The sequence below is a fragment of the Sediminicoccus rosea genome, assembly GCF_033547095.1.
Lineage (GTDB): Bacteria > Pseudomonadota > Alphaproteobacteria > Acetobacterales > Acetobacteraceae > Roseococcus > Roseococcus rosea.
On the sequence record NZ_CP137852.1, the window covers coordinates 1842223 to 1866007 of the forward strand.

At 70.3% G+C, this 23785-nt stretch carries 23 protein-coding genes; 11 read left to right on the top strand and 12 right to left on the bottom strand.

Annotation, left to right across the window (positions count from 1 at the left end; genetic code table 11):
- Nucleotides 1–65: 65 nt before the first annotated feature.
- Nucleotides 66–1007: a Gfo/Idh/MocA family protein gene (locus R9Z33_RS08840; RefSeq protein WP_318650924.1), complete on the top strand. Its 942-nt coding sequence runs from the start codon at nucleotides 66–68 to the stop codon at nucleotides 1005–1007.
- Nucleotides 1008–1016: 9 nt separating this feature from the next.
- Here R9Z33_RS08840 and R9Z33_RS08845 read toward each other — a convergent pair whose 3' ends face one another.
- Nucleotides 1017–1322 carry a hypothetical protein gene (locus R9Z33_RS08845; protein WP_318650925.1) on the bottom strand — a complete coding sequence of 102 codons (306 nt, stop codon included), beginning with the start codon at nucleotides 1320–1322 and terminating at the stop codon, nucleotides 1017–1019.
- 116 nt (nucleotides 1323–1438) lie between these two features.
- On the opposite strand from R9Z33_RS08845, the gene otnK reads away from it, so the two are divergent.
- The 3 genes from otnK to R9Z33_RS08860 are packed head-to-tail and all read left to right on the top strand — an operon-like array spanning nucleotide 1439 to nucleotide 3918.
- On the top strand, nucleotides 1439–2701 hold the full coding sequence (otnK, locus tag R9Z33_RS08850) for a 3-oxo-tetronate kinase (protein WP_318650926.1): 1263 nt from the start codon (nucleotides 1439–1441) through the stop codon (nucleotides 2699–2701).
- A gap of 2 nt (nucleotides 2702–2703) precedes the next feature.
- Nucleotides 2704–3324 carry a 3-oxo-tetronate 4-phosphate decarboxylase gene (gene otnC, locus R9Z33_RS08855; RefSeq protein WP_318650927.1) on the top strand — a complete coding sequence of 207 codons (621 nt, stop codon included), beginning with the start codon at nucleotides 2704–2706 and terminating at the stop codon, nucleotides 3322–3324.
- A gap of 9 nt (nucleotides 3325–3333) precedes the next feature.
- Nucleotides 3334–3918 carry a nitroreductase family protein gene (locus R9Z33_RS08860; RefSeq protein WP_318650928.1) on the top strand — a complete coding sequence of 195 codons (585 nt, stop codon included), beginning with the start codon at nucleotides 3334–3336 and terminating at the stop codon, nucleotides 3916–3918.
- A 67-nt stretch (nucleotides 3919–3985) separates the two neighbouring features.
- Here R9Z33_RS08860 and R9Z33_RS08865 read toward each other — a convergent pair whose 3' ends face one another.
- Together R9Z33_RS08865 and R9Z33_RS08870 are read right to left on the bottom strand one after the other, a co-directional pair.
- Entirely contained in the window at nucleotides 3986–4555 is a 570-nt protein-coding gene (locus R9Z33_RS08865; protein ID WP_318650929.1) for a histone H1-like repetitive region-containing protein, read from the bottom strand.
- 718 nt (nucleotides 4556–5273) lie between these two features.
- Nucleotides 5274–6395 (bottom strand): bifunctional 2-methylcitrate synthase/citrate synthase, encoded by a 1122-nt coding sequence (locus R9Z33_RS08870; RefSeq protein WP_318650930.1) that lies wholly within the window; start codon nucleotides 6393–6395, stop codon nucleotides 5274–5276.
- A gap of 901 nt (nucleotides 6396–7296) precedes the next feature.
- Here R9Z33_RS08870 and R9Z33_RS08875 point away from each other — a divergent pair.
- The 3 genes from R9Z33_RS08875 (at nucleotide 7297) to R9Z33_RS08885 (ending at nucleotide 10196) form a co-directional block, all read left to right on the top strand.
- Nucleotides 7297–7674 carry a hypothetical protein gene (locus R9Z33_RS08875; protein ID WP_318650931.1) on the top strand — a complete coding sequence of 126 codons (378 nt, stop codon included), beginning with the start codon at nucleotides 7297–7299 and terminating at the stop codon, nucleotides 7672–7674.
- Between the two features lie 188 nt (nucleotides 7675–7862).
- Nucleotides 7863–9236, top strand: a complete 1374-nt coding sequence (locus tag R9Z33_RS08880) for a dihydroorotase (RefSeq protein ID WP_318650932.1) — start codon at nucleotides 7863–7865, stop codon at nucleotides 9234–9236.
- Between the two features lie 72 nt (nucleotides 9237–9308).
- Complete coding sequence (locus R9Z33_RS08885) at nucleotides 9309–10196, top strand: S-methyl-5'-thioadenosine phosphorylase (protein ID WP_318650933.1); 888 nt, start codon at nucleotides 9309–9311, stop codon at nucleotides 10194–10196.
- Nucleotide 10197: 1 nt separating this feature from the next.
- On the opposite strand, the gene R9Z33_RS08890 is transcribed toward R9Z33_RS08885, so the two are convergent.
- The 8 genes from R9Z33_RS08890 to R9Z33_RS08925 are packed head-to-tail and all read right to left on the bottom strand — an operon-like array spanning nucleotide 10198 to nucleotide 19020.
- Nucleotides 10198–11916: an ABC transporter ATP-binding protein/permease gene (locus tag R9Z33_RS08890; protein WP_318650934.1), complete on the bottom strand. Its 1719-nt coding sequence runs from the start codon at nucleotides 11914–11916 to the stop codon at nucleotides 10198–10200.
- Entirely contained in the window at nucleotides 11913–14099 is a 2187-nt protein-coding gene (locus R9Z33_RS08895) for a glycosyltransferase (RefSeq protein ID WP_318650935.1), read from the bottom strand. Before R9Z33_RS08895 ends, R9Z33_RS08890 begins: the two co-directional genes overlap by 4 nt.
- Nucleotides 14099–15322 (bottom strand): DUF1499 domain-containing protein, encoded by a 1224-nt coding sequence (locus tag R9Z33_RS08900; RefSeq protein WP_318650936.1) that lies wholly within the window; start codon nucleotides 15320–15322, stop codon nucleotides 14099–14101. The genes R9Z33_RS08895 and R9Z33_RS08900 overlap by 1 nt, the downstream gene beginning before the upstream one ends.
- Nucleotides 15319–15621: a DUF3253 domain-containing protein gene (locus R9Z33_RS08905; RefSeq protein ID WP_318650937.1), complete on the bottom strand. Its 303-nt coding sequence runs from the start codon at nucleotides 15619–15621 to the stop codon at nucleotides 15319–15321. The genes R9Z33_RS08900 and R9Z33_RS08905 overlap by 4 nt, the downstream gene beginning before the upstream one ends.
- The gene (locus tag R9Z33_RS08910; RefSeq protein WP_318650938.1) at nucleotides 15618–16217 is read right to left on the bottom strand and encodes a pyridoxamine 5'-phosphate oxidase family protein; all 600 of its coding nucleotides are present in this window, start codon (nucleotides 16215–16217) and stop codon (nucleotides 15618–15620) included. The genes R9Z33_RS08905 and R9Z33_RS08910 overlap by 4 nt, the downstream gene beginning before the upstream one ends.
- Nucleotides 16214–17155: an NAD(P)/FAD-dependent oxidoreductase gene (locus tag R9Z33_RS08915; RefSeq protein ID WP_318650939.1), complete on the bottom strand. Its 942-nt coding sequence runs from the start codon at nucleotides 17153–17155 to the stop codon at nucleotides 16214–16216. The genes R9Z33_RS08910 and R9Z33_RS08915 overlap by 4 nt, the downstream gene beginning before the upstream one ends.
- 54 nt (nucleotides 17156–17209) lie before the next feature.
- Complete coding sequence (gene zigA, locus R9Z33_RS08920; protein WP_318650940.1) at nucleotides 17210–18400, bottom strand: zinc metallochaperone GTPase ZigA; 1191 nt, start codon at nucleotides 18398–18400, stop codon at nucleotides 17210–17212.
- Nucleotides 18397–19020 (bottom strand): DUF1826 domain-containing protein, encoded by a 624-nt coding sequence (locus R9Z33_RS08925; protein ID WP_318650941.1) that lies wholly within the window; start codon nucleotides 19018–19020, stop codon nucleotides 18397–18399. The genes zigA and R9Z33_RS08925 overlap by 4 nt, the downstream gene beginning before the upstream one ends.
- 103 nt (nucleotides 19021–19123) lie before the next feature.
- Here R9Z33_RS08925 and eno point away from each other — a divergent pair, with 103 nt between their 5' ends.
- Nucleotides 19124–20401, top strand: coding sequence for a phosphopyruvate hydratase (eno, locus tag R9Z33_RS08930; RefSeq protein WP_318650942.1), 1278 nt, complete (start codon nucleotides 19124–19126; stop codon nucleotides 20399–20401).
- A 27-nt stretch (nucleotides 20402–20428) separates the two neighbouring features.
- Here eno and R9Z33_RS08935 read toward each other — a convergent pair whose 3' ends face one another.
- Complete coding sequence (locus tag R9Z33_RS08935; protein ID WP_318650943.1) at nucleotides 20429–20683, bottom strand: hypothetical protein; 255 nt, start codon at nucleotides 20681–20683, stop codon at nucleotides 20429–20431.
- Nucleotides 20684–20895: 212 nt separating this feature from the next.
- Here R9Z33_RS08935 and R9Z33_RS08940 point away from each other — a divergent pair, with 212 nt between their 5' ends.
- From R9Z33_RS08940 to R9Z33_RS08950, 3 genes are all read left to right on the top strand, one after another.
- Nucleotides 20896–21225: an FtsB family cell division protein gene (locus R9Z33_RS08940; RefSeq protein ID WP_318650944.1), complete on the top strand. Its 330-nt coding sequence runs from the start codon at nucleotides 20896–20898 to the stop codon at nucleotides 21223–21225.
- Nucleotides 21226–21471: 246 nt separating this feature from the next.
- Nucleotides 21472–22434 carry a pyruvate dehydrogenase (acetyl-transferring) E1 component subunit alpha gene (gene pdhA, locus R9Z33_RS08945; RefSeq protein WP_318651630.1) on the top strand — a complete coding sequence of 321 codons (963 nt, stop codon included), beginning with the start codon at nucleotides 21472–21474 and terminating at the stop codon, nucleotides 22432–22434.
- A gap of 1 nt (nucleotide 22435) precedes the next feature.
- A complete protein-coding gene (locus R9Z33_RS08950; protein ID WP_318650945.1) occupies nucleotides 22436–23773 on the top strand; it encodes a pyruvate dehydrogenase complex E1 component subunit beta in 1338 nt (445 codons plus the stop codon).
- Nucleotides 23774–23785 lie beyond the last annotated feature (12 nt).

Genomic DNA, 23785 nt, shown 5'->3' on the forward strand with positions numbered 1-23785 from the left:
CCGGCGGAACATGACGAGGGGGAGGGGGGGATGCAAGCCTTGCCGGGAATTGTTAGTCCAGCGCCATGAAATCGCTCAAGATCGGCGTCTTTGGCGCCGGCCATTTCGGCCGCTTCCATGCCCTCAAGCTGCGCGGGGCGGCGCGGGCCGCGCTCGCTGGCCTGCATGACCCGGACCCGGCCCGGGCGGCCCTGGTGGCGGGCGAGGCCGGCTGCCAGGCGCTGACGGCCGAGGCGCTGATGGCGGCCAGCGACGCCATCGTGATCGCCACCCCCACCCTGCACCATGCCCGCCTGGCCGAGCAGGCGCTGCGGGCCGGCCGGCATGTCTTCGTGGAAAAGCCCATCACGGCGACCCTGGCCGAGGCGGATGCGCTGATCGCCCTGGCCGCGGCCGAGGGGCGGGTGCTGATGGTGGGCCAGATCGAGCGCCATTCCGCCGCCATCCGCACCCTGCGGGAGAATCTGGGCGGCCGCCGGCTGATGGCGCTGGAGGCGACGCGCGTCGCCCCCTTCCGGCCGCGCAGCCTGGATGTCTCGGTCGTGCTGGACCTGATGATCCACGACCTGGACCTCATCCTCTCCCTGGTGCCCGCGCCGCTGACCGAGGTGCGGGCGGTGGGCGGCCCGGTGATGACCAACCTGCCTGACTGGGTGGTGGCGCAGCTGCGCTTCGCCAATGGCGCCCAGGCCCAGGTGACGGCGAGCCGCGTGGCCGTGGGGCTGGAGCGCAAGCTGCGCGCCCTGGGGCCGGAGGGCGAGATGCGGGTGGATTTCATGGCGCGCAGCCTGGAATTCCTGGCACCCGATGGCGGCCAGGGCGTGGAGAACATGCCCGGCTGGAGCCTCGTGCGCCGCAGCTGGACCGACCACGACAGCCTGGAGGCCGAGCAGGCCGCCTTCATCGCCGCCATCCTGGACGGCGTGCCGCATGAGGCGAATGGCGCGCAGGGGCGCGCCGCGCTGGATGCGGCGCTCAGGGTGGAGGCGGCGCTGGCCGGCGCCTGAGCCCGGCCGCTACTGGCGGCGGACGATGATCCGGATCGGCCCGGGCTCGATGCCCATCTTCCGCAGGCGGCGGCGGCGCCACCAGAGGGAGACGGCGGCGATGGCGCCGGCGCCGATCACGACCGGCAGCAAAAGCCCGATGAAGAAGATGGCGACCGCCACCAGCAGCAGCCCGCCCGCCGCGATGGCGACGAGCATGGCGATGCCTCCCATCCGCGCGAGCAGGAGGTTGAGACCGCTGGGCTTCGGCGCTTCCCGGAATTCGCCATCAGGCGTCATGTCCAGCACCGGCCGAGGGTGCATCGGATCGTTCATGCCCCCCATGTTGCCCCTCGCCACCCGCGCTTCAAGCCCTGCGCTCGCCCTGCGCCGTGGCGTGTTTGCGGGGGCGGGCGGCTCGGCTTACATCACGCCTGATTGAGGAGATCCCCATGCCGCTGCTCGGATGCATCGCCGACGACTTCACCGGCGCGACCGACCTCGCCAGCACGCTCGTCCGGCAGGGCATGCGCGCCGTGCAGGTGATCGGCGTGCCAACCGGGCCTTTGCCGGAGGCGGATGCCGTGATCATCGCGCTCAAGTCCCGCACCATCCCGGTGGGCGAGGCGGTGGCGCAGTCGCTCGCCGCCTGCGAGGCGCTGCTGGCAGCGGGTGCGAAGCAGATCCTCTTCAAATACTGCTCCACCTTCGACAGCACGGAGGCGGGCAATATCGGCCCGGTGGCCGAGGCGCTGCTGAAGCGCCTCGACGGCGGCTTCGCCATCGCCTGCCCGGCCTTCCCGACCAATGGCCGCACCATCTACCAGGGCCATCTCTTCGTCGGCCCCAACCTGCTGAACGAGAGCGGGATGGAGAACCACCCGCTCACGCCGATGCGCGACGCCAACCTGGTGCGCGTGCTGGGACGGCAGAGCGAGGGCAGCGTCGGCCTCATTCCCTTCACCGTGGTGGAACAGGGGGCGGCGGCCATCCGCCACGAGGTGACGCGGCTGCGCGATGCCAATCGCCGCTTCGCCATCGCGGATGCCATCACCGACGCGCATCTCATGGCGCTGGGTGAGGCCTGCGCGAACCACGCGCTGATCACCGGCGGGTCGGGCATCGCCATGGGGCTGCCGGAGAATTTCCGCCGCGCCGGGCTGCTGCCGGCGCGCGCGGATGCGGGCGCGCTGCCGGAGGTGGGCGGGCTGTGCGCCGTGGTCGCCGGCTCCTGCTCGCGCGCCACGCTCGGGCAGATCGGCCTCGCGCGGGACCAGGTGCCGACGCTGGAGCTGGATGCGCTGGCGACGCCCGACGCCGCTACCCTCATCGGGCAGGCACGCGACTGGATGGCGGGCAAGCTCGACGCCGCGCGCCCCATCGTCATCGCCGCCTCCGGCACGCCGGAGCGCGTGGCCGCACTCCAGGCCAAGCTCGGCCGCGAGGCGGCCGGCGCGCTGGTGGAGGAAGCGCTGGCCGGCATCGCGGCGGATCTCGTGGCAGCCGGCGTGCGTCGGCTCGTGGTGGCGGGCGGCGAGACCTCGGGCGCCGTGGTGCAGCGCCTGGGTGTCGAGGCGCTGCGCATCGGCGCCGAGATCGACCCCGGCGTGCCCTGGACGCATGCGACGCCCGCGACCGCGCCCGAGGGCATGCACCTCGCGCTGAAGAGCGGCAACTTCGGCGCGCGCGACTTCTTCCTGAAGGCCTTCTCCTGACCATGCGCGAGGAAGACCAACGCCAGCTCCTGGTGAGCCTCGGCGCCTCGCTCTTCGCGCGCGGCTTCAGCGTGGGCAGCGCGGGCAACATCAGCGTGCGTCTGCCCGACGGCTACCTCATGACGCCGACCAACTCCTCGCTCGGGCGGCTCGAGGCGGCGCGCATCAGCAAGCTCGACCTGGAGTGGCGGCATGTCGGCGGCGACAAGCCGACCAAGGAGGTCTTCCTCCACCGCGCCTTCCTCGACGCGCGGCCCGATGCGGGGGCGGTGGTGCACCTGCACTCGACGCACGCCACCGCCATCTCCTGCCTGGAGGAGGCGGTGATCCCGCCGCTGACACCCTATTTCGTGATGCGCGTGGGGCGCCGGCTGCCGCTCATTCCCTATTACCGGCCGGGCGATGCGGCGATGGAGCCCGCGATCCACGCAGCCGCGCGCGAGGCCAAGGCCGTGCTGCTCGCCAATCACGGCCCGGTGATCTGCGGCCCGACTCTCACCGATGCGGTGAACGCGGCCGAGGAGCTGGAGGAGGCCGCGCGCCTCGCCCTCATGCTCCGCAGCCTCAACCCCCGCCTGCTGACGCCCGCGCAGGTGGATGATCTTCTCAACACCTTCGGATAAGGATTTTCCATGGATCGCATCGCCCCCACCGAGCATCCCGTGCTGCCCGCCATCGCGGCGCGCTGGAGCCCGCGCAGCTACCTCGACACGCCGGTCACCGACGCGCAGCTGCATGCGGTGCTGGAAGCCGGGCGCTGGGCCGCCTCGGCCTACAACGAGCAGCCCTGGCAGTATCTGGTGACGCGCAAGAATGTGGAGCCCGAGGCCTATGCCAAGCTGGCGGCCTGCCTCGTGCCCTTCAACCAGGGTTGGATCGGCCAGGTGCCGGTGCTGATGCTGGCCTGCGCGCGGCTGAATTCGGCCGGCAACGGCAAGCCCAACGCCTGGGCGCATTACGATGCTGGCCAGGCGAGCGGCTCCATGGCGATCCAGGCCGCGGCGCTCGGCCTGCAGCTGCACCAGATGGCGGGCTTCGACGCGGCCGCGGCGCGCGCGGCCTTCAACATCCCCGAGGATGTGGCGCCGATCGCGGCGATGGTGCTGGGCACGCCCGGGCCGGCCTCGGCCCTGCCGGAGCAGCTGGCCCAGCGCGAGACGGCGCCGCGCGTGCGCAAGCCGGCGAAGGAGCTGTTCTTCTTCGGCCAGTGGGGCTGACACGCCCATAGAAAAAGGCGCCACCCGGTGGGTGGCGCCTTCGTTCCGGACCCGAAGGTCCGCCTGATCAGCTGGACGACGAGTCGGTCGCGGGAGCGGGCGCCGGAGCGGCCGCGGCGGCCTTCTTGGCGGCGCGCGTCGCAGCGGCCTTCTTTGCGGCCTCGGCGCGCTTCGGGTCCTTCGCGGGAGCGGCCTTCTTGGCAGCGGGCTTCTTCGCGGGAGCGGCCTTCTTGGCGGGAGCGGCCTTCTTGGCAGCCGGCTTCTTGGCGGCGGCCTTCTTCGGCGCGGCCTTCTTGGCGGGGGCGGCCTTCTTGGCAGCCGGCTTCTTGGCGGCGGCCTTCTTCGGCGCGGCCTTCTTGGCGGGGGCGGCCTTCTTGGCAGCCGGCTTCTTGGCGGCGGCCTTCTTCGGCGCGGCCTTCTTGGCGGGGGCGGCCTTCTTGGCAGCCGGCTTCTTGGCGGCGGCCTTCTTCGGCGCGGCCTTCTTGGCAGGCGCGGCCTTCTTGGCGGCGGGCTTCTTCGCGGCGGCGACGCGGCCACGCGCGGTGGCGGGCTTCTTCGCGGTGCGGCGGGCGCCGGCGGCAACGGCCATGGCTTGCGCGCGTGGCGCCACGTCGGGGGTTTCGGTCGTGTCGGTCATCATGTTCTCCTTGCGCTATGGCGCATCGGTTGGGTTGGACTTACTGGCCGCGGCGGCATCGCGCCGCGACGGATGGCAGAGTGTTCGAACAGGCGAAGATCATCGTCGTGAGGAACCCTTGCGCTGATCCGCGCAACCGCCTGGATGCGGGCTGACCACTGTGATCACCCATCGCCCGGCGGAGGCTTGCGCCCTCCTCCCGCAGAGGCCGGAATTCCGTTCCGGCTAACCTCATCGAGGTTTCCCCCTTCCGTCCGCCGCTCGCCCTGCTCCGCGATCGCGATGCCAGGCTCTCCATCTCTCGCGTGATGCGCGGCGGTCAGAGCGTGGTACGAATCGCGCGTCAATGCGTGCGTGGGCAACGCTATCGGAATGCGCGACTTGCGTGTCAAACACATTCTGCTTTTGTGGCGAGAATTTTTGCGTCGTGCGTCCAGCGCGCATCAGCGGTTGCGTCCAGCGCGCATCAGCGGTTGCATCGAGCGCGGATCATCGGTTGCGTTCAGCGCGCATCAGACGATGCGACCAACGCGCACCAAAAGATGAATCCAGCGCGCGTCGAAGTCAGCGCGCAGTGCGCAGCGCGCATCCGCGTGAGCGTCGCGCGCATCACGTCGCCGGCCGCCTTGCGCATCGCGCGCGCCCCATCGCGACCTTGCGAAAAGGGCCGCCCGGTCTCCCGGGCGGCCCTTCGCGTCAACGCATCGCGGCGCGGCGTTCAGCGCTTCGGCACCGGCCGCTGCTCGACGCCGTTGTAGAGCGAGAGCGGGCGGATCAGCCGGTTGTCGGCGCCCTGCTCGAAGACATGCGCGGCCCAGCCGGTGATGCGGCTGCACACGAAGATCGGCGTGAACATCGGGATGTCGAAGCCCATCAGGTAGTAGGCGGGGCCCGCCGGGAAATCGAGGTTCGGGTGGATGTTCTTCTCCGCCAGCATGACGCGCGCCAGCACGGCCGAGGTGTTCATCCAGCGCTTGTCGCCCACCACCTCCGCCATGATCTCGGCGTATTTCTTCATGGTCGGCACGCGGCTGTCGCCGTTCTTGTAGACGCGGTGGCCGAAGCCCATGACCAGCGCCTTGTGGTCGAAGCGCTCGCGCAGCCAGGCTTCCGCCGCCTCGGGGGAGGGGATCTCCTTCAGCATGTGCATCACGGCCTCATTGGCGCCGCCATGCAGCGGGCCCTTGAGTGCCGCGATGCCCGCCGTGATCGCGCCATGCAGGTCCGCCATGGTCGAGGTCACCACCCGCGCCGCGAAGGTCGAGGCGTTGAAGGTGTGCTCGGCGTAGAGGATCATCGAGACGTCGAAAGCCTTGATGACCTCGGGCTGCGGCACCTTGCCGAAGACCATGTTGAAGAAGTTCTCGCAGAAGGGCAGCGAGGGATCGGGCGCGATGGGCTCAAGGCCCTTGCTCAGCCGGTTCGTCGCGGCGACCGCGGTCGGGATCTTCGCCAGCAGGCGGATCGCCTTGCGGCGCTGCGCGGCGTCGCTGATGTCGCCCGCCTCGGGGTCTTCCATCCCCATGAAGGAGACGGCGGTGCGGATCGCGTCCATCGGGTGCGCGTCCTTCGGGAAGTCGCGCAGCACGCGCATCAGCGCGGGCGAGAGGGCGCGCTGCGAACGGCCCTCGGCCTGGAAGGCTGCCAGCTGCTCGGCGGTCGGCAACTCACCGTTCCACAGCAGGTAGGCGACCTCGATGAAGCTGGAATTTTCGCAGAGGTCCTGCACGGCATAGCCGCGATAGGTCAGGCTGTTGGTCTCGGGCATCACCTTCGAGACGCTGGATTCATCGGCATAGACGCCAACGAGCCCTTTGCGGACTTCGATCTGTTCGGCCATGGCATTCCTCATCTTGGGCAAGATCGGTTTCTTGTGCGGTGCAGCTTAAGCGCGCGGGCGCGCCTGTCCATGGGTGCGGCCTATCGTGGGGATCGGCGGAACCGACTTGCGGAGGGCATATGGCTCGGGCAGCTTGCACAATGAAGCGACGAGGAGACGGCCATGCTGCGATACTCGGGCGCGCTTGCCCTGGGCTTTGGACTCCTTGCGGGCCCGGCCGAAGCGACCACCATGGGCCCAGGGACAGACATCCGCGGCCCCGGATCCGACTGTATAGCGAGCGGACGGATGAGTATCGTCGGCTTCCAATCCACGCACGTTCCCAGCTCTCAAGGGATGTCGGCGGGCTACTACATCTACAGGGTGACCCTTCGCGCAAACCAGGCGGTGACGCTTGGGAGGGTCGCATTGGCAAACCACATGCGGATGACCAACCAACCGCCGCCAGCAAATCCCGTCGACCTGCCGTCTGGTCAACAGGTGGCGGTAGGGCTGGGCCAGCGGTCTGGAGGGCCCCTGAATCATGAGTACATGCGCCAGAACATCTTCATTGCCTGTTTTCCAAGAGGGTGAACGGGTCGACAGGGCGCGCCATCCATGACGTTGGAATTCCCGCAGAGATCCTGCACGGCATAGCCGCGATAGGTGAGGCTGTTGGTCTCGGGCATCGCCTTCGAGACGCGGATTCATCGGCATAGACGCCGACCAGCCCTTTGCGGACTTCGATCTGTTCGGCCATGGCATTCCTCATCTTGGGCAAGATCGGTTTCTTGTGCGGTGCAGCGTAAGCGCGCGGGCGCGCCTGTCCATGGGTGCGGCCTATCGTGGGGATCGGTGCAATCCGCCTTGAGCCGCCTTCCGGCTTTGGCATGCTCACCACACCGCATCAGGAGAAGCCAAGATGCTTCGTGCCACCGCCGTCCTCGGCCTCACTCTCGGCCTTTTCGCCGGTACGGCCGCGCAGGCGCAGACCGGCCCCGGCCGGGGCGATTGCATCTCCAACGGAATGGTCCGGCTCGGCGCCTTCACCGCCGAGCCGGTCGTGACGGAGCGTGGCGTTGATCCCAACGCCTTCGCCTATGCGGTGACCCTGCGGGCGACGCAGCCCCTCGGCTCGGTCATCGTCATCCTCCGGATCGTGAGTTCCGCGGTCATGACCTCCGAGGTCGAACTGCCGGTGGGCCAGGATGTCCGTGTGGCGCTTGGCCGCCGGTCAGGTCCGCGCATTCCGGACGCCGAGCTGCGCAGTTCCCTTCGCGTCGCCTGCACGCTGGCCTGAGGCCTGCCCGGATCCAGCGGGCGCCGATGCAGGCCCTCCGCATCCGGCGTGAGCCGGCGATGCGCGCCGGCAGCGCGCAATCCTCGCCCGGATGGGTTGGCGGGCGCGCTTCACGCGCCTAGCCTTGCGCCCGGGATGACGCCGTGCCCGGTGCCTCGTGGCACGGCAAGGTTGGGGAAGACGCAAGCATGGCCTTTGATCTGGTGGTGCGCGGCAGCCTGGTGCTGGCCGATGGGGTGCTCGAGAACGGCTATGTCGCCATCACGGGCGGCGTGATCGCCGCCATCGGCCAGGGCAGCCCGCCCGCCGCCGCCGAGGTGGTGGACCATCGTGGGAAGCTGGTCTTCCCGGGCCTGGTGGATGGCCACATGCACACCAGCAGCAGCACCGGCTGGCCGGGAATCGAGGGCGCCTCGATGTCGGCTGCCGCCGGCGGTGTTACCACCTGCGTGGACATGCCCTATGACGTGCCGCGCCCGGTGACCGATGCCGGCATCCTCGCCGAGAAGATCCAGGTGGTGAATGCCACCTCCCATGTGGACATGGCGCTCTACGGCACCATCCGGAAGGATGGCGGCGTGGAGGAGATCGCGGGCCTCGCCGCCGGCGGCGTCTGCTCCTTCAAGCTCTCCACCTATGAATATGACGCGGTGCGCTTCCCGCGCATCAACAACACCATGATGGTCGAGGCCTTCGCCGAGATCGCGAAGACCGGCCTGATGGTCGGCATCCACAACGAGGATCAGGAGATCGTCGAGGGCGCCATCGCCGCTGCCAAGGCCACCGGCCGCACCGACCCGATCATGCATGCCCGCACCCGCCCGCCGCTCTGCGAGACGATGGCGGATCTCGCCATCTTCGAGATGGCGCTGGAGACGGGCGCCCATGTCCATATCGCCCATTCCAGCCTGGCGCGCGGCTTCGACCTCGCCGAGATCTTCCGCAAGCAGGGCGGCAAGACCTCGGGCGAGGCCTGCATCCAGTACCTCTGCATGACGGAGGAGGACCTCGTCCGCCTCCAGGGCTTCGGCAAGTGCAACCCGCCCTTCCGCACGAAGGATGAGGTGGAGCGCATCTGGGCCAGCATCGCCGAGGGCAAGGTCGCCTATGTCTCGACCGACCATGCGCCCTGGCCCCGCCACCGCAAGGAATACACGGGCGACATTTTCGCGGTCGGCGCCGGCCTGACCGGCTTGCAGAGCTTCGCGCCGCTGATGTTCACCCTGCTGGCCCAGCGCGGCCTCCCGCCCACGCTGATGGCCAGCCTCTGCGCCGAGCGGCCGGCGAAGTTCCATGGCCTCTTCCCCAAGAAGGGCGCCATCCGCATCGGCTGCGACGCCGATCTGCTGGTGATGGAGGAGGGCGAATTCACCTTCGACGCCCGCGACATCCAGGACCGGGAGGACGCCAAGTGGTCGCCCTATGACGGCATGGCGATGAAGGCGCGCGTCGCCGCCACCTATCTGCGCGGCGGCTGCATCTGGGACGGGACGCGGGTCCTGGCCCGCCCGGGCACCGGGCGCTTCGTGCCGCGCCAGCATCGCGAGACCTTCACGGGCTGACGCTCCCCGGGTGGTTGGCGGGAAGGCGGGGCGCCGGTATGGACGTCCCGTCACCACCCGGAGCGCCTGCCCATGTCTGCCAGCATCACCCCCGTCATCGGCCTGATCGGCGGCTCGGGCCTCTACGATATTGACGGCTTGCAGGACCGGGAGTGGCGGCACGTTCCCACCCCCTGGGGCGCGCCGTCGGACCAGCTTCTCTTCGGCACGCTGGCCGGCATCCGCTGCGTCTTCCTGCCGCGCCATGGCCGCGGCCACCCCAACCCGCCCTCGGCCCTGAACTTCCGCGCCAATATCGACGCGCTGAAGCGCAGCGGCGTGACCGACGTGATCTCCCTCTCGGCGGTCGGCTCGCTGCAGGAACAGTATCCGCCCGGCCATTTCGTGATCGTGGACCAGTTCATCGACCGCACCTTCGCGCGGGAGAAGTCCTTCTTCGGCCCGGGCTGCGTCGCCCATGTCAGCGTCGCCCACCCGACCTGCCCGCGCCTGTCGGATGCCATCGCCGATGCGGGGGCGGAGCTTGGCCTGCCCATGACCAAGGGCGGCACCTACCTCGTCATGGAAGGCCCGCAATTCAGCACCAAGGCCGAGAGCCTGCTCTATCGCCAGTGGGGCTGCGACGTGATCGGCATGACCAACATGCCCGAGGCCAAGCTCGCCCGCGAGGCGGAGCTTTGCTACGCCTCCGTCGCCATGGTGACCGATTTCGACTGCTGGCACCCGGACCATGACCACGTCACGGTGGACCAGGTGGTGAAGGTCCTCTTCTCCAACGCCGACAAGGCGCGCGCTTTGGTCAAGGCGCTGATCCCCCGCATCGGCGCCCCGCGCGGCCCCTGCGAGGCCGGCTGCGACCGCGCGCTGGACCATGCGCTGATCACGGCCCCCGAGATGCGCGACCCGAAGATGGTTGCCATGCTGGACGCCGTGGCCGGCCGGGTGCTGCACGCCAAATAGGCTACTCCACCAGCGCCCCGTCGCTGAAGCGGATGTGCCGGCTGTGGTATTCCGCCACGGCCGGGCGGTGCGCGATGGAAAAGATCATCGCCCCGGGCAGCCGCTCCGCCAGCACCTCGTAGAGCGCGCGCTCGCCCGCCGGGTCCAGGCTCGCCGTCGCTTCGTCGAGGAAGAGCCAGTCGGGCTTCAGCAGCAGGGCGCGCGCCAGCGCCACGCGCTGCTGCTCGCCGCCCGAGAGGAGCTGTGACCAGGCCTCCTCCAGGTCGAGCTTCGGCGCCAGGTGCGAGAGGCCGGCATCGGAGAGCGCGGCCGCGATCGCGTCATCGCTGAAGGCATCGGCGGCGGCGGGGTAGCACAGCACGCGGCGCAGCGTGCCAAGCGGCAGGTAGGGCCGCTGCGGCAGGAAGAGGGCGCGGCCGCCCTCCGGCGTCTCCAGCCGCCCATGCCCGAAGGGCCAGATGCCCGCCAGCGCGCGGAACAGGGTGGATTTGCCGCTGCCCGAGGCGCCGGTCAGCAGCACGCGCTCACCCGCGCGCAGTTCCAGCGCCGCGTCTTCCAGCAGAACGCGGCCATCGGGCAACCGCAGGTTCAGCCCTTCGAGGCGGATGAGGCCTGGCGCGCCCGTGGCCGCGCGCATGCCCTCGCCCTCGTGCGCGGCGGCCCGCGCCGCGTCCAGCGCATCGCGGAAGCCGGTGAGGCGCGTCACCGTCGCCCGCCATTCGGTCAGGCTTGCGTAATTATCCACGATCCAGGAGAGGGCGCCCTGGACCTCGCCGAAGGCCTGGGCCGTCTGGGTCAGGCCGCCCAGCGGGATGCGCCCGGCGAAGAAGGCGGGGGCGGCGACCACGAAGGGAAACACCGTCGCCACCTGGGTGTAGCCGGCGGTGAAGAAGGTGAGGCGCTTGGTCGCCACCATCAGCGCCCAGAAATTCTCCATCAGCGCCCGGAAGCGAGTGACCAGCGCGCCGCGCTCCTCCGCCTCGCCGCGATGCAGGGCGACGCCTTCCGTGCTGTCGCGGAAGCGGACCAGCGCGTAGCGGAAATCCGCCTCCACCTTCTGCTGGTTGAAGTTCAGCCGGGTCAGCCGCCGCCCGATCAGGTGGGCGAGCCAGGTGCCGAGCGCCGCATAGAGGATGGCGATCCAGACCATGTAGCCGGGGATGGTGATGCCCAGGATGGTCGCCGGCCCGGACAGCGCCCAGAGCACCAGGAGGAAGGAGAACAGCGTCACCACGCTGCGCATCAGGCCGAGGCCGAGTGTGAGCGTCTCGTCCACGAACAGGCGCGCATCCTCGGAGAGGCGCTGGTCCGGGTTGTCCGTGCCGTAGCTGGTCAGCGCCATGCGGTAATAGGCGCGGTCCGAGAGCCAGCCCGCCAGCAGCGTCTCGGTTGTCCAGCGGCGCCAGCGGATCTGCAGCGCCTGGCGCAGGTAGATGGCGTAGACCGCGATGAGGATATAGGCCGTGGCGATCCAGACGAAGCCCGGCATCAGGCCGCTCTCCGTCTGCTTCCAGGTGAAGAGCAGGGCGGAGAAGGCCTCCGCGTCGCGCGCCTCCAGCGCGTTGAAGAACTCCCGGTTCCAGTAGGAGAGCATGACCGACATCGCGACCAGGGCGAGATTGAGCCCGACGACGACGGCGAGCAGGCCGCGCGCGGCCCAGCGTTCCTCGCTGCGCCAATAGGGCAGGGCGAGCGAAAGGGCCTCGCGGATGGCCGTCATGCGGGGGGCTCCGGAATGCGGGAGAGAAGATCGAGCGCGCCGGGATGGCCGGGCGCGATGCGCAGCGCCTGGGCGGCCAGCAGCCGGGCCGTCGCGCGATGCTCCTGCCCGAGGGCGAGGCGGGCGGCGGCCAGCATGGCCTCGGCGCTGTTCGGCGGCAGTCGGGCCACCTCGCCCTGCGCTTCGGTCACATGGGGGGCGTGCTGCCAATAGGCCTCGCGCCGCGCCTGCATGCCCGCCAATTCACGCTCGACGGCAAGGCGCAGGGCCGGCCGCAGCGCCTCGGGCAGGGCGGCGAGGGCCGGGCGCATGGCGCGGGCATAGCTGCGATAGAGGAAATCCGGGTCATGCGCCGCGGTCTGCGCCCCTTCCCAGATGCGGTAGCAATAGAGGATCTCGGGCAGGCATTCGATGTGCAGGCCGGCGAGTGCCGCCGCCTGCAGGAATTCCCAATCCTCGAAATAGGCGCGGTCCAGCGTGAAGCCGCCCATGCGGTCCCAGGCGGTGCGGCGCATGAACATGTTGGCGTCGCCCATGCCGTTGCGAAACACGCCCAGTGCGGAATTTGGGCCGGTCGGGATCCAGCCGATGGGCCGCGCGCTGCGGTGGCGCGGCGGCGGGCCGGCACCGCGGAAGGATTGCATCTGGCAGGTGAGGATATCGGCGCCCGAGCGGCGGGCGGCGGTGACGAAGGTCGAGACCTCATCCGGCCAGGCGGCGTTGTCGTCATCCATGAAGAGCAGGAATTCGCCCCGCGCCGCCTCCGCCGCGCGGTGGCGCGTGATGCCCTGCCAGGAATTCTCCGCGTTGCGCAGCAGCGTCCAGCCGCGCGCGGCGAAGCGCGGGGCCAGCGCCGCATGGAAGCGCTGTGCGGCGGGGTCGGTGCTCGCGTCATCCACCAGGATGAGTTCGAGGTGGGGGTAATCCTGCGCCTCGATGGAGGCGATGGCGTGGGCGAGCGGCCCGTGCCGGTTGAAGGCTGCCATGCAGACCGAGACCAGCGGCTGGCCGCTCAGCACCGGCGGCGCGGTCAGCGGCGCCAGCGCCTCATGCCAGTCGAGCCAGAGCCGGCCGGCCGCCTCGGGCGTGATGGCGGCGCGGCCGGGGGCGGCGCCCTCGGTCAGCGCGCGGCCCAGCGCCGCGGCCAGGGAAGCGGGGTTGCGCGGATAGAGCAGGCGTGCGCGATCCGCCTCGGCCACCAATTCACCGATGCCGCCGACATCGGGCGCCAGGAGGGGCAGGCCGGCCGCCAGGCACTCCAGCACCACATAGGGCGCGTTCTCCATGCGCGACGCGATGACGGCGAGCCGCCCGGGCTCGGCCAGGTATTCGCGCGCCTGGTGCGGGTCGAGGTCGTTCACCACCGTCCAGGGCATCGGCCAGGCCTCGGCCGCGGCGCCGATCCAGGCCAGCGCGTGCACGCCGGCCATGTGCCCGACCTTGCCGAGGAAGGTGACGCGCGCCGGCGCCTGCCCCGCCCGGATCAGGCGTGTGACGGCTTCGCAGAAGAGGCCGAGGCCCTTGCGCTCCTCCAGCCGGCCGAAGAAGACCAGCTCCTCCACCGGCCGCGGCGCGGGGTCCGCCGCGCGGCCGAGGAAGCTCGATGGCAGCAGGTTGGGCATGACCTGCGCGCTCGGCAGCTTCCAGCCCATCTCCGCCGCCACGTCGAGGATGTAGCGCGAGGGCGCGGTGACGAGGTCCGCCCCCTCCGCGCTGCGCCGCTCCATCCAGTCGGTCTCCAGCTCGCCGCTATGGGTGATGAACTGGGCCGAATGGGCGAAGTGCCAGAAGGTCGGGCTGTGGATCTGGCAGACGAGGCGCGTCCGCGCGAAGGCCAGGCCGCAGCGCTTGGCGACGGTGATCCAATAGCCGATGCCGCGCATCTCGTGGAAATGGATCGCGTCGAAGTCGCGCGTCTTCAGCCAGTGATAGGCGCCCAGCGAGAGCTCCGCCTCGCCGCCCTCCAGGAAGAGCGAGACGAAATCAATGCCGCGCTTCGCATAGTGCCGCCGCCATCGGGTGACGGGCTCATTCTCGGTGTAGGAGGAGGGGTAGCAGATGGTCACCTCATGCCCGGCCGCGACCAGCGTCTCGGCCAGCGCCAGGAAGGCCGTGCCCATCCCGCCATTGCGGATGGGGCCGACGAAATCCAGCGTCAGCAGGCAGATGCGCTGGCGCCGCATCAGGCGGCCGCCGTGACGATGAGCGCCACGCCCTCCCGCTCGCTCGCCTGGATGCGCCAGCCGGTCTCGGCGAGCAGCTCCGCCAGCGCGGCTTCGCTGATGAACCACCACCAGGGGGCGGCGAGACGGGCGGCCTGCGCTGCCTCGCGCGTCAGGCGGCCGGGGAAGGCCGCGAATTGGGGCAGGGTGACGCCCGCCGCGCGCAGGGCGGCGTCCAGCGCCGCGCCGCGCGCCGCATCCAGCTCGCCCGCATGCCAGAGATCGAAGCCCAGCGCGGCCAGTTCGGCGGTGACGGGCACGACGCTGCTGCGGAGGATGAGCCGCCGCGCGCCCGTCGCGCGCAGGCCGAGCAGGCGGCGCGGCGGGTCGCCATCGAGCTGCGCGAGATCCGCGCCATCGAGCACCAGGTCCAGCTCGGGCAGACGCTCGCGCAGGTCGGGCGCGTCGAGCGAGCCGCGCATCCACCAGGCGCGCCAGGCGCCGGGGTCGGCATGGAGCGGCGGCGGCAGCGGGTCGCGCGCGACGGCGCGGGCCTCGACCAGCGCCTCGGCCTCGGCGCCGAGGCCGAGGCGGGCACCCGCCTCCAGCAGCAGCGCATCGGCCTGGTCCGGCCGGTCGGTCGTCATCACCTGGATCGCGGCGGCGCCGGCGGCGAGGGCGCCGAGCGCGATCTCCGGCGTCTCGCGCGCGTCATTCCAGGCGAGCAGGACGCGCTGGCCCTGGGCCTCCCCGATGGCGCGCGCGGCGAAGCGGCTGGGCGGGGGCGGGGGCGGCTCGGGCGCGGGCTCGGCCGGCAGGGCTTCCAGCGCGCCGAGCCAGCGCTCGACGCGGCGGCGATTGGCGCCGAAATCCGAATAGCCGATCAGGCTGCGCGAATAGAGGAAGAGGCTGCTCCCCTCCGGCGTCGCCACGCATTCGGCGACGATGATGTCGGGGAAGTTCAACGCCGACCGCTCGACCCATTGCGCCTGCCGCCGCTCAGGCCAGGCGGCAAGCTGCCAGGTGCGGGGGAAGCCCTTGGCGAGGGCGAGCAGGCGCGCGAACACCGCCTCGGGCGTGCCGGGCAGGAGGGGGGCCACCACCTGCTTCGGCCCCGGATGCGCCGCGGGGGCCGCGAGGCAGGTATTGGGCGAGGGCGGCGGCACGAGGGAGGCGAATTCGACCGGGCTTGGCGCCTCCAGCCCCTTCGGGCCCTGTCCCAGCAGCGCGGCGATGCCGCTCACGCGTCGCTTCCGCCTTCGCCCTGCGCTGGGCCGGCGCCGCCGGTGGGGGCGCGCTTGCGGCGCAGGCGGATCACGCCGTGCATCGCCTCGGGCGCGATGGGCTTGCCCTTGCGCAGGATCTCGACCTCGCCCGCCGCCGAAAGCCGCGCCGCCGCCTGGCGGACCAGATGCATCAGCGGGCGCCAGTTCTCGGCCTCCAGGCCGCGCGCGACCTCCGAGGGGCAGATGGATTTCTCGGTGGCGTCCAGGCGGCGCAGCATCTCGGCCTCGATGGCCTCGGGTCCGGGCGTGCGGCTCATGGCACGAGCCAGGTGGCGCGCTCTTCGCCCGGCAGCCATTCGAGCCGCGCCCGGCGATGCCCCTCGGCGGCGAGCCAGAGCCATTCGAGGCTATGGGCATGCAGCAGGATGGTGCCGAAATGCGCGCGGCCGGACACGGCATCCTGCGGCGCGGGGAGGGGCGCGGGGATGGCGCGGCCGGGCCCGGGCTCGATCGCGTAGCACATGCGGCTGAAGCTGCGGCTGGCCTGCCAGGCGGCCTCCGCCACCTCATCCTCGGTGTGGAGCGAGGCGATGCCCTCCAGCCGGATCTGCACCTGCGCCACGGGGTCATAGGCATGCAGGGCGCAGCGCGGGTCGCGCGTCAGTTCGGCGAATTTCTCGCTCCGGCGGTCGCTGTGCAGGCGCAGCGTGCGGGTGGCGGGCTCGAAGCCGCGCAGCACCAGCGTGCGGGCGCGCGGCGTCCCGTCCAGGCCGATGCTGGCCAGCGTCGGCGTGTGCAGCGGGCTGCGCCGGTTCGTCACGCCTTCGGCCAGCAGGGCGAAGGCGGCGTCGCGGACGGCGCCGATGTCGTCGGCATGGGCCGGGCGCGGCATGGGTTGTGCGCGGGCACTCATGCGCCGAGCACCCTCTGGGCCAGGGCCTGCCCGCTTTCCCAGGCGGATTCCGCCCGGCCCGCGAGGCAGCCATCCGAGGCGTAGCCGAGGCCGAGCCCCGCATCCCAAAGGCAGGGTTGGCCCAATGCGACCTCCAGCAGCGAATAGCGCCAGCGATGCGCCATGGCAAAGAGCGGCGCCGGCGCGGGAAGTTCGGCGAGCAGCGCCGCGATGACCTGCTCGGTCGGTGCTTCCAGCTGCGCGCGGCTGAATTCCGGCCCCGCCTGGATCACCCAGTTCTCCTGCGCCGCCTCCCGTCCCGGCTTGGCGCTGTCCCGCGCGGCCCAGCCGATGGGGCCGTGGTAGCGCAGCGTGTCGGGCAGATCGAGCTTGCGGTCGAAGGCGGCCATCACCGTCCAGCAAGGCGCGTATTCGATGGGCGCGAGCGGGGCTGCCAGCTCGGGCGGCAGGATGGCGCGGGCCTGTTCGGCCGGGAAGGTGACAAGCACGGCGGAGAAGGGGCCGGCCAGCTCGGCCGGGGTGCTGGGCATCGGGCGGCCGGGGCGCACCAGCGCGGCATCCAGATGCGCGACCATCCAGCCCTCCGCCGTGCGGTGCAGCGCGCTGGCATGGCGGCCGGTCCGGATGTCGAGACCCTGGGCCAGATGGCGGCCAAGGGCGGACATGCCAGGGACCGGCACGCGCCGCTTGGCATCGGGCCAGGGTGCGGTGCCGCCCGCCTCCAGCAAGGCCGCGAATCCGGCCCGCTCCGCGCGGAGATATTGCGCGCCATGGTCGAAGCGGTGGCTCTGTCCCGCATGCTCGATGCGGCGCGTGGCGAGGCGCCCGCCAGCGGCGCGGCCCTTGTCGAAGAGCCGGACCGCGCGGCCCGCGGCGGTGAGGGCTTGGGCGGCGGAGAGCCCGGCGAGGCCGGCGCCGAGAACGGCTATGGGGAGCATTCCCGCATCAACGGCATTTGCGGCGCGCCGCGCAAGTGGGGGGCGGGCGCCCGCTCAGCTGGACCAGGCGGGGAAGGGGTCGGGCAGGCGGGCATGGGCGCGCGCGCCGGCCCGCCATTCGGCATTGGTGAGCAGCGTGGCGTCCAGCTCGGCGCGAAGCTTCGCCTCATCCATGCCGATGCCGATGAAGACGATCTCCTGCCGCCGATCCCCCGTGGGCTCCACCCAGAGGCCGCGGATCATCTCGCGCCAGGCGGGGTCCTCGGGCCAGCGCTTCTCTTCGATCGCGGCCCACCAGAAGCCGGCGCCCTGGTGGCGCCCCATGCGGCCGGCAAGCTGCCATTCGCCCACCCAGGCCGGGCGCGTGGCGAGCCAGAAGAAGCCCTTGGCGCGCACCACGCCGGGCAGCTCGCCCTCGATCAGCGCCTTGAAGCGCGCGGGATGGACGGGCCGCCGGGCGCGCCAGACGAAGCTGGTGACCCCGAATTCCTCGCTCTCCGGCAGGTGCTCTCCCGAGAGGGCCTGCTGCCAACCGGCGGCGTTCTGCGCGCGCTCCATGTCGAAGCGGCCGGTGCCCAGCACCTTGGAGAGCGGCACCTGGCCATGCGCCGTCGAGAGGATCTCCGCCGTCGGGTTGAAGGTGGCGAGCAGGGCCGCGAGACGGCCGAGTTCCTCTGGCGTCACGAGGTCGGCCTTGTTCACCACGATGGTGTCGGCGAATTCGACCTGCTCGATCAGCAGGTCCACCAGCAGGCGATGATCCTCCTCGCCCGCGCTCTCGCCGCGGCTCCGCAGCGTATCGGCGCTGGCGTAGTCCTCCAGGAAGGCGCGGGCGTCCACCACGGTCACCATGGTGTCGAGCCGCGCGACATCGCCCAGGCGGAAGCCCGTCTCGGTCGTGAAATCGAAGGTGGCGGCGACGGGCATGGGCTCGCTGACGCCGGTGCTTTCGATCAGCAGCGCATCGAAGCGGCCTTCGGCGGCGAGCTTCGCGACCTCCTGCATCAGGTCCTCGCGCAGCGTGCAGCAGATGCAGCCATTGCTCATCTCGACGAGCTTCTCCTCGGTGCGGGAGAGCGTGCCGGTGTTCGCGACGAGGCTCGCGTCGATGTTCACCTCGCTCATGTCATTCACGATGACGGCGACGCGCTGTCCCTCGCGATTGGCCAGCACGTGGTTGAGCAGCGTCGTCTTGCCCGCGCCGAGGAAGCCCGACAACACGGTGACGGGGAGGGGGTTGGTCATGCGCAGCAATCCGGTTCGTCGATGCAGAAGACGAGGCGCGAGCGCTGCGCCTCGGGCAGGTGGGAGAGGGGCGGGGAGCGGTGCAGGGTGGTCGCGCCCTCCCGCTTGCGGCCGCGGAAGAGGGCGACGGCGCAGCGCGGCACCTCCTCGATCCCGGCGCCGGCCTCGGGGTCGCCCATGCTCCATTGCGTGCCGGGGCCGGCATAGGTGACGAGCAGGCGGAAGCCCACCGAATCCACGTGGAACTTGCGGCAGGCATCGCCGGTGATGCCATCGAAGCGCAGCCGCACATGCTCGTTGCGCGTCAGCACCGCGAACATGTGGGACAGGCGCAGCATGTCCGAAAGCAAATCGATCGGCGCGCCGGCCGGCAATTGCTCGCAGAGCAGGTCGAGCGCCTCCTCCGGCTTGCCCTCGGCCAGCGCGCGGAAGGAGCCCGCCTGGCGGAGCGGGCGAAGCGGGCGGGCAAAGCTCGCCGGCTCCTCCCGCAGCCAGAGGGCGAGGGCGACATCGGGGCGGAGCGCGGTGAGCAGCACCGTCTCAGGCGTGCCGATCACGGCCCGGGGCGGGGCCTCATGGGTGGCGGCGTCGGGGGCGAAGGCTTCGCAGAGAAGAGGCATGGATGTGATATTATAACATCCGGCGCTGATGGCAAGGCCTCACCTTGCCCTTTCGCCCGGCCCGGCCTATCCGCGCGGCATTCTTTGCCGGAAGGACCGACCCATGCCCGCCATTGCCGACATCATTGCCCGCGAAGTGCTGGACAGCCGCGGCAACCCGACGGTGGAGGCGGAGGTGATCCTGGATGACGGCAGCCGCGGCCGCGCCGCCGTCCCCTCCGGCGCTTCGACCGGCGCGCATGAGGCGGTGGAGCTGCGCGACGGCGACAAGGCGCGCTATGGCGGCAAGGGCGTGCTCAAGGCCGTCGCCAATGTCGAGGGCGAGATCTTCGATGCCATCGGCGGCCTGAACGCGGCCGACCAGGTGAAGATCGACCAGATGATGATCGAGCTGGACGGGACGCCCAACAAGTCGCGCCTCGGCGCCAATGCGATGCTGGCGGTCAGCCTTGCCACCGCCAAGGCCGCCGCCCAGGCGCATGGCCTGCCGCTCTATCGCTATGTGGGCGGCGCCTATGCGCGCACCCTGCCGGTGCCGATGATGAACATCATCAATGGCGGCCAGCATGCCGACAACCCGATCGACATCCAGGAATTCATGATCATGCCGGTCGCCGCCGGCACGATCGCCGACGCGGTGCGCGTGGGCTCGGAGATCTTCGCCGCGCTGAAGAAGCAGCTGCACGCCGCCGGCCACAACACCAATGTGGGCGATGAGGGCGGCTTCGCCCCCAATATCGGCAGCGCGGACGAGGCGCTGGCCTTCATCGCCAAGGCCTGCGAGGCCGCCGGCCACCGCGTGGGCGAGGATGTGATGTTCGCCCTCGATTGCGCCGCCACCGAATTCTACAAGGACGGCGTCTATGACATGGAGGGCGAGGGCAAGAAGCTCGATGCCGCCGGCATGGTCGCCTACCTCGAGGGGCTCTGCGCCAAGTGGCCCATCATCTCCATCGAGGACGGCATGTCCGAGGATGACTGGGCCGGCTGGAAGCTGCTGACCGACCGCCTGGGGGCCAAGGTCCAGCTGGTGGGCGACGACCTCTTCGTCACCAACCCCGAGCGCCTGGCCATGGGCATCGAGCGCGCCACGGCCAACTCCATCCTGGTGAAGGTGAACCAGATCGGCACGCTGACCGAGACGCTGGAGGCCGTGGATATGGCCCATCGCGCCAGCTACACGGCGGTGATGAGCCACCGCTCCGGCGAGACCGAGGATTTCACCATCGCCGACCTCGCCGTCGCCACCAATTGCGGGCAGATCAAGACCGGCTCGCTCAGCCGCTCGGACCGGCTGGCGAAGTACAACCAGCTGATCCGCATCGAGCAGGATCTGGGGCCCGCGGCGCGCTACGCGGGGCGGACGATCCTGAAGCGCTGATCGCGAAGCGCGCCGGGCGAGCCGCCCTCAGCGCGGCTCGCAGCGCAGCGTGACGTCCGGGCTGTTCTGGTCGCCGCGCGGGCGCAGAATGGTCATCCGGCGGTTCGAATCATAGACGCCGTTGGGCGTGGTGCAGACCACGCCGAACAGGGAGTTGTGCGACAGGCCCACCGTGCCCGCATTCGGCGCGGGAAAGACGGGCTGCTGCGCCCAGGCCAGGCCGCCCATCGCGAGACCGGCCGTCAGGAGGCCGGCACCGAAGCCCTTCAGAAACTTGTTCATTTCCTGTCTCCTCTCTGTGTGTGCGGGGTGGCCCGCCCGGGCAAGCATGCCAAAGCGGCGTGCGGGCGCAAATCGTCCTGGCCTATGGGGCGCATCGCGCCGCCCGATCTCCGCCGACTCGCCGGAAACCTTCCCTCTTGTACCGCTTGCGTTTCGCCGCCGTTGGTGATTCTGTGCCCTGGACGCGTCGGGGGACGCGCTGTGGGGGCTTCATGAATTTCGGGCGGTGGCTCATCCGCATGCTGAAGCTGCTGGCGCCGCCGGTGATCCTGGCGAGCATCGCGGCCTTCTTCGTCTGGCACGCCTCGCACGGGGATCGCGGGCTGATCGCGCGTGAGCAGCGCCTGGCCGAGATCGCCGCCGCCCGCACCGACCGGGACCGTGCCATCGCCGAGCGCGAGGCGGCCGAGCGCCGGGTGAACGCCATGCGCGGGGACCAGCTCGACCGGGACCAGCTGGAGGAACGCGCCCGGGCCATGCTGAATCTCACCACGCGGGAGGAGATCGTGATCCCCTATCCGCCCGGCCAGCGGCTTTTCTGATCCTTCAAGGGCTTCGCCCAATTGCTGCGCTGCGGCATCGCCGGGTTCGTTAACCGATAGTCAGTTAATCGTCGCATTGCGTTGCAATGCAAGGCCTTTTTGGCATCCCTTCCATGCTTGCACAGCCTGCCGGGGCAGCGTAATCAGCGATGATCACGCAGGGAGAGACCCATGGCCGCCAAAGCCGCCCCCCCAACCGCGAATGCCGGCAAGCGCCGCTCCAAGGGCGCGGCCGAGCAGCCCGCCATGGGGCGCGACGCCCTGCTCCAGGCCTATCGCGACATGCTGCTGATCCGCCGCTTCGAGGAGAAGGCGGGCCAGCTCTACGGCATGGGCCTGATCGGCGGCTTCTGCCACCTCTATATCGGCCAGGAGGCCGTGGTGGTCGGCATGCAGGCCGCGCTCAAGCCGGGCGACCAGGTCATCACCTCCTACCGGGACCACGGGCACATGCTGGCCACCGGCATGGAGGCGCGCGGCGTGATGGCGGAGCTGACCGGACGGATCGGCGGCTATTCGCGGGGCAAGGGCGGCTCCATGCACATGTTCAGCCGCGAGAAGGGTTTCTATGGCGGCCATGGCATCGTGGGCGCGCAGGTCTCGCTCGGCGCGGGGCTGGCGTTCGCCAACATGTATCGCGGCAATGACCATGTGGCCGTCGCCTATTTCGGCGAGGGCGCGTCCAACCAGGGGCAGGTCTATGAGAGCCTGAACCTCGCTGCCTTGTTCAAGCTGCCCTGCATCTTCGTCATTGAGAACAACAAGTACGGCATGGGCACCAGCGTCGACCGCGCCTCGGCCAGCCGTGACCTGTCGCAGAATGGCAGCCCCTGGGGCATCCCGGGCGAACAGGTGGACGGCATGAACGTCCTCACCGTGCATGAGGCGGCGCAGCGCGCGGTCGCGCATTGCCGCGCCGGCCTCGGCCCGTATCTGCTGGAGATGAAGACCTACCGCTATCGCGGCCACTCCATGTCCGACCCCGCGAAGTACCGCACGCGCGAGGAAGTGCAGAAGATGCGCGAGCAGCATGACTGCCTCGAGACCGCGCGCAGCATGCTGCTGGAGCAGGGTGTGACCGAGGCGGAGCTGAAGAAGATCGATGACGAGGTGAAGGTGATCGTCCAGGACAGCGCCGATTTCGCGCAGGAATCGCCCGAACCGCCGGAGAGCGAACTCTGGACCGACGTTCTGCTGGAGGCGAAGTAAGATGGGTGTCGAAATCCTGATGCCGGCGCTGAGCCCCACCATGACGGAGGGCAAGCTGGCCAAGTGGCTCAAGAAGGAAGGCGATGCGGTCAAGGCCGGCGACGTGATCGCCGAGATCGAGACCGACAAGGCGACGATGGAAGTGGAAGCCGTGGATGAGGGCGTGCTGACCCGCATCCTGGTGCCCGAGGGCACGGAGAATGTGGCGGTGAACGCGCCCATCGCCGAGCTGGATGGCGGCGGCGCCGCGAAGGCCGCGCCGGCGCCCGCGCCGGTGGCCGCACCCGCCCCCGCCGCTGCACCCGCCACGGTCCCTGCCGCGCCGCGCGCCGCGAGCGCCGAGAAGGACTGGGGCCCGACCCGGAGCATGACGGTGCGCGAGGCGCTGCGTGATGCCATGGCCGCCGAGATGCGCCGCGATCCGGACGTCTTCCTGATCGGCGAGGAGGTCGCGCAGTACCAGGGTGCCTACAAGGTCAGCCAGGGCCTGCTGGACGAGTTCGGCGCGAAGCGCGTGATGGACATGCCCATCACCGAGCACGGCTTCACCGGCATGGCGGTGGGTGCCGCCTTTACCGGGCTCAAGCCCATCGTCGAGTTCATGACCTTCAACTTCTCGATGCAGGCGATCGACCAGATCATCAACTCGGCCGCCAAGACGCTCTACATGTCGGGCGGGCAGCTGGGCTGCCCCATCGTGTTCCGCGGCGCCAATGGCGCGGCGAGCCGCGTCGCCGCCCAGCACAGCCAATGCTATGCCAGCTGGTACGCGCATTGCCCGGGCCTGAAGGTCGTCTCGCCCTGGAGTGCCGCCGATGCCAAGGGCCTGCTGCGCGCCGCCATCCGCGACCCGAACCCGGTCATCTTCCTGGAGAACGAGATCCTCTACGGGCAGAGCTTCGAATGCCCGACCGATGAGGATTTCATCCTGCCCATCGGCAAGGCCAAGGTGGAGCGCGAGGGCACGGATGTCACCATCCTCGCCTTCTCCATCATGGTCGGCATGGCGATGCAGGCGGCGGACAAGCTGGCCGAGCAAGGCATCAGCGCCGAGGTGATCAACCTGCGCAGCCTCCGTCCCCTCGACATCGACACCATCGTGGCGAGCGTGAAGAAGACCAACCGCGTGGTGACGCTGGAGGAGGGCTGGCCCTTCGCCGGCATCGGCGCCGAGCTGGCGATGCAGATCATCGAGCATTGCTTCGATGACCTCGATGCGCCGCCGGTCCGCGTGCATGGCCTCGACATCCCGATGCCCTATGCCGCGAACCTCGAGAAGCTCGCATTGCCGCGTCTCGAACAGGTGGTGGAAGCCGCCCGTTCCGTGACCTATCGCTGAGAGGGAGCGCGC

Bases quoted from the DNA above. Each gene is read 5' to 3' on its own strand.
- zigA (WP_318650940.1), bottom strand. From the start codon at position 18,400: ATGACCAACCCCCTCCCCGTCACCGTGTTGTCGGGCTTCCTCGGCGCG.
- eno (WP_318650942.1), top strand. From the start codon at position 19,124: ATGCCCGCCATTGCCGACATCATTGCCCGCGAAGTGCTGGACAGCCGC.
- R9Z33_RS08845 (WP_318650925.1), bottom strand. From the start codon at position 1,322: ATGAACGATCCGATGCACCCTCGGCCGGTGCTGGACATGACGCCTGAT.
- R9Z33_RS08875 (WP_318650931.1), top strand. From the start codon at position 7,297: ATGCTTCGTGCCACCGCCGTCCTCGGCCTCACTCTCGGCCTTTTCGCC.
- R9Z33_RS08935 (WP_318650943.1), bottom strand. From the start codon at position 20,683: ATGAACAAGTTTCTGAAGGGCTTCGGTGCCGGCCTCCTGACGGCCGGT.
- R9Z33_RS08865 (WP_318650929.1), bottom strand. From the start codon at position 4,555: ATGACCGACACGACCGAAACCCCCGACGTGGCGCCACGCGCGCAAGCC.
- R9Z33_RS08890 (WP_318650934.1), bottom strand. From the start codon at position 11,916: ATGACGGCCATCCGCGAGGCCCTTTCGCTCGCCCTGCCCTATTGGCGC.
- R9Z33_RS08860 (WP_318650928.1), top strand. From the start codon at position 3,334: ATGGATCGCATCGCCCCCACCGAGCATCCCGTGCTGCCCGCCATCGCG.
- R9Z33_RS08870 (WP_318650930.1), bottom strand. From the start codon at position 6,395: ATGGCCGAACAGATCGAAGTCCGCAAAGGGCTCGTTGGCGTCTATGCC.
- pdhA (WP_318651630.1), top strand. From the start codon at position 21,472: ATGGGGCGCGACGCCCTGCTCCAGGCCTATCGCGACATGCTGCTGATC.
- R9Z33_RS08840 (WP_318650924.1), top strand. From the start codon at position 66: ATGAAATCGCTCAAGATCGGCGTCTTTGGCGCCGGCCATTTCGGCCGC.
- R9Z33_RS08885 (WP_318650933.1), top strand. From the start codon at position 9,309: ATGTCTGCCAGCATCACCCCCGTCATCGGCCTGATCGGCGGCTCGGGC.
- otnK (WP_318650926.1), top strand. From the start codon at position 1,439: ATGCCGCTGCTCGGATGCATCGCCGACGACTTCACCGGCGCGACCGAC.
- R9Z33_RS08910 (WP_318650938.1), bottom strand. From the start codon at position 16,217: ATGAGTGCCCGCGCACAACCCATGCCGCGCCCGGCCCATGCCGACGAC.
- otnC (WP_318650927.1), top strand. From the start codon at position 2,704: ATGCGCGAGGAAGACCAACGCCAGCTCCTGGTGAGCCTCGGCGCCTCG.
- R9Z33_RS08940 (WP_318650944.1), top strand. From the start codon at position 20,896: ATGAATTTCGGGCGGTGGCTCATCCGCATGCTGAAGCTGCTGGCGCCG.
- R9Z33_RS08880 (WP_318650932.1), top strand. From the start codon at position 7,863: ATGGCCTTTGATCTGGTGGTGCGCGGCAGCCTGGTGCTGGCCGATGGG.
- R9Z33_RS08895 (WP_318650935.1), bottom strand. From the start codon at position 14,099: ATGCGGCGCCAGCGCATCTGCCTGCTGACGCTGGATTTCGTCGGCCCC.
- R9Z33_RS08950 (WP_318650945.1), top strand. From the start codon at position 22,436: ATGGGTGTCGAAATCCTGATGCCGGCGCTGAGCCCCACCATGACGGAG.
- R9Z33_RS08915 (WP_318650939.1), bottom strand. From the start codon at position 17,155: ATGCTCCCCATAGCCGTTCTCGGCGCCGGCCTCGCCGGGCTCTCCGCC.
- R9Z33_RS08925 (WP_318650941.1), bottom strand. From the start codon at position 19,020: ATGCCTCTTCTCTGCGAAGCCTTCGCCCCCGACGCCGCCACCCATGAG.
- R9Z33_RS08905 (WP_318650937.1), bottom strand. From the start codon at position 15,621: ATGAGCCGCACGCCCGGACCCGAGGCCATCGAGGCCGAGATGCTGCGC.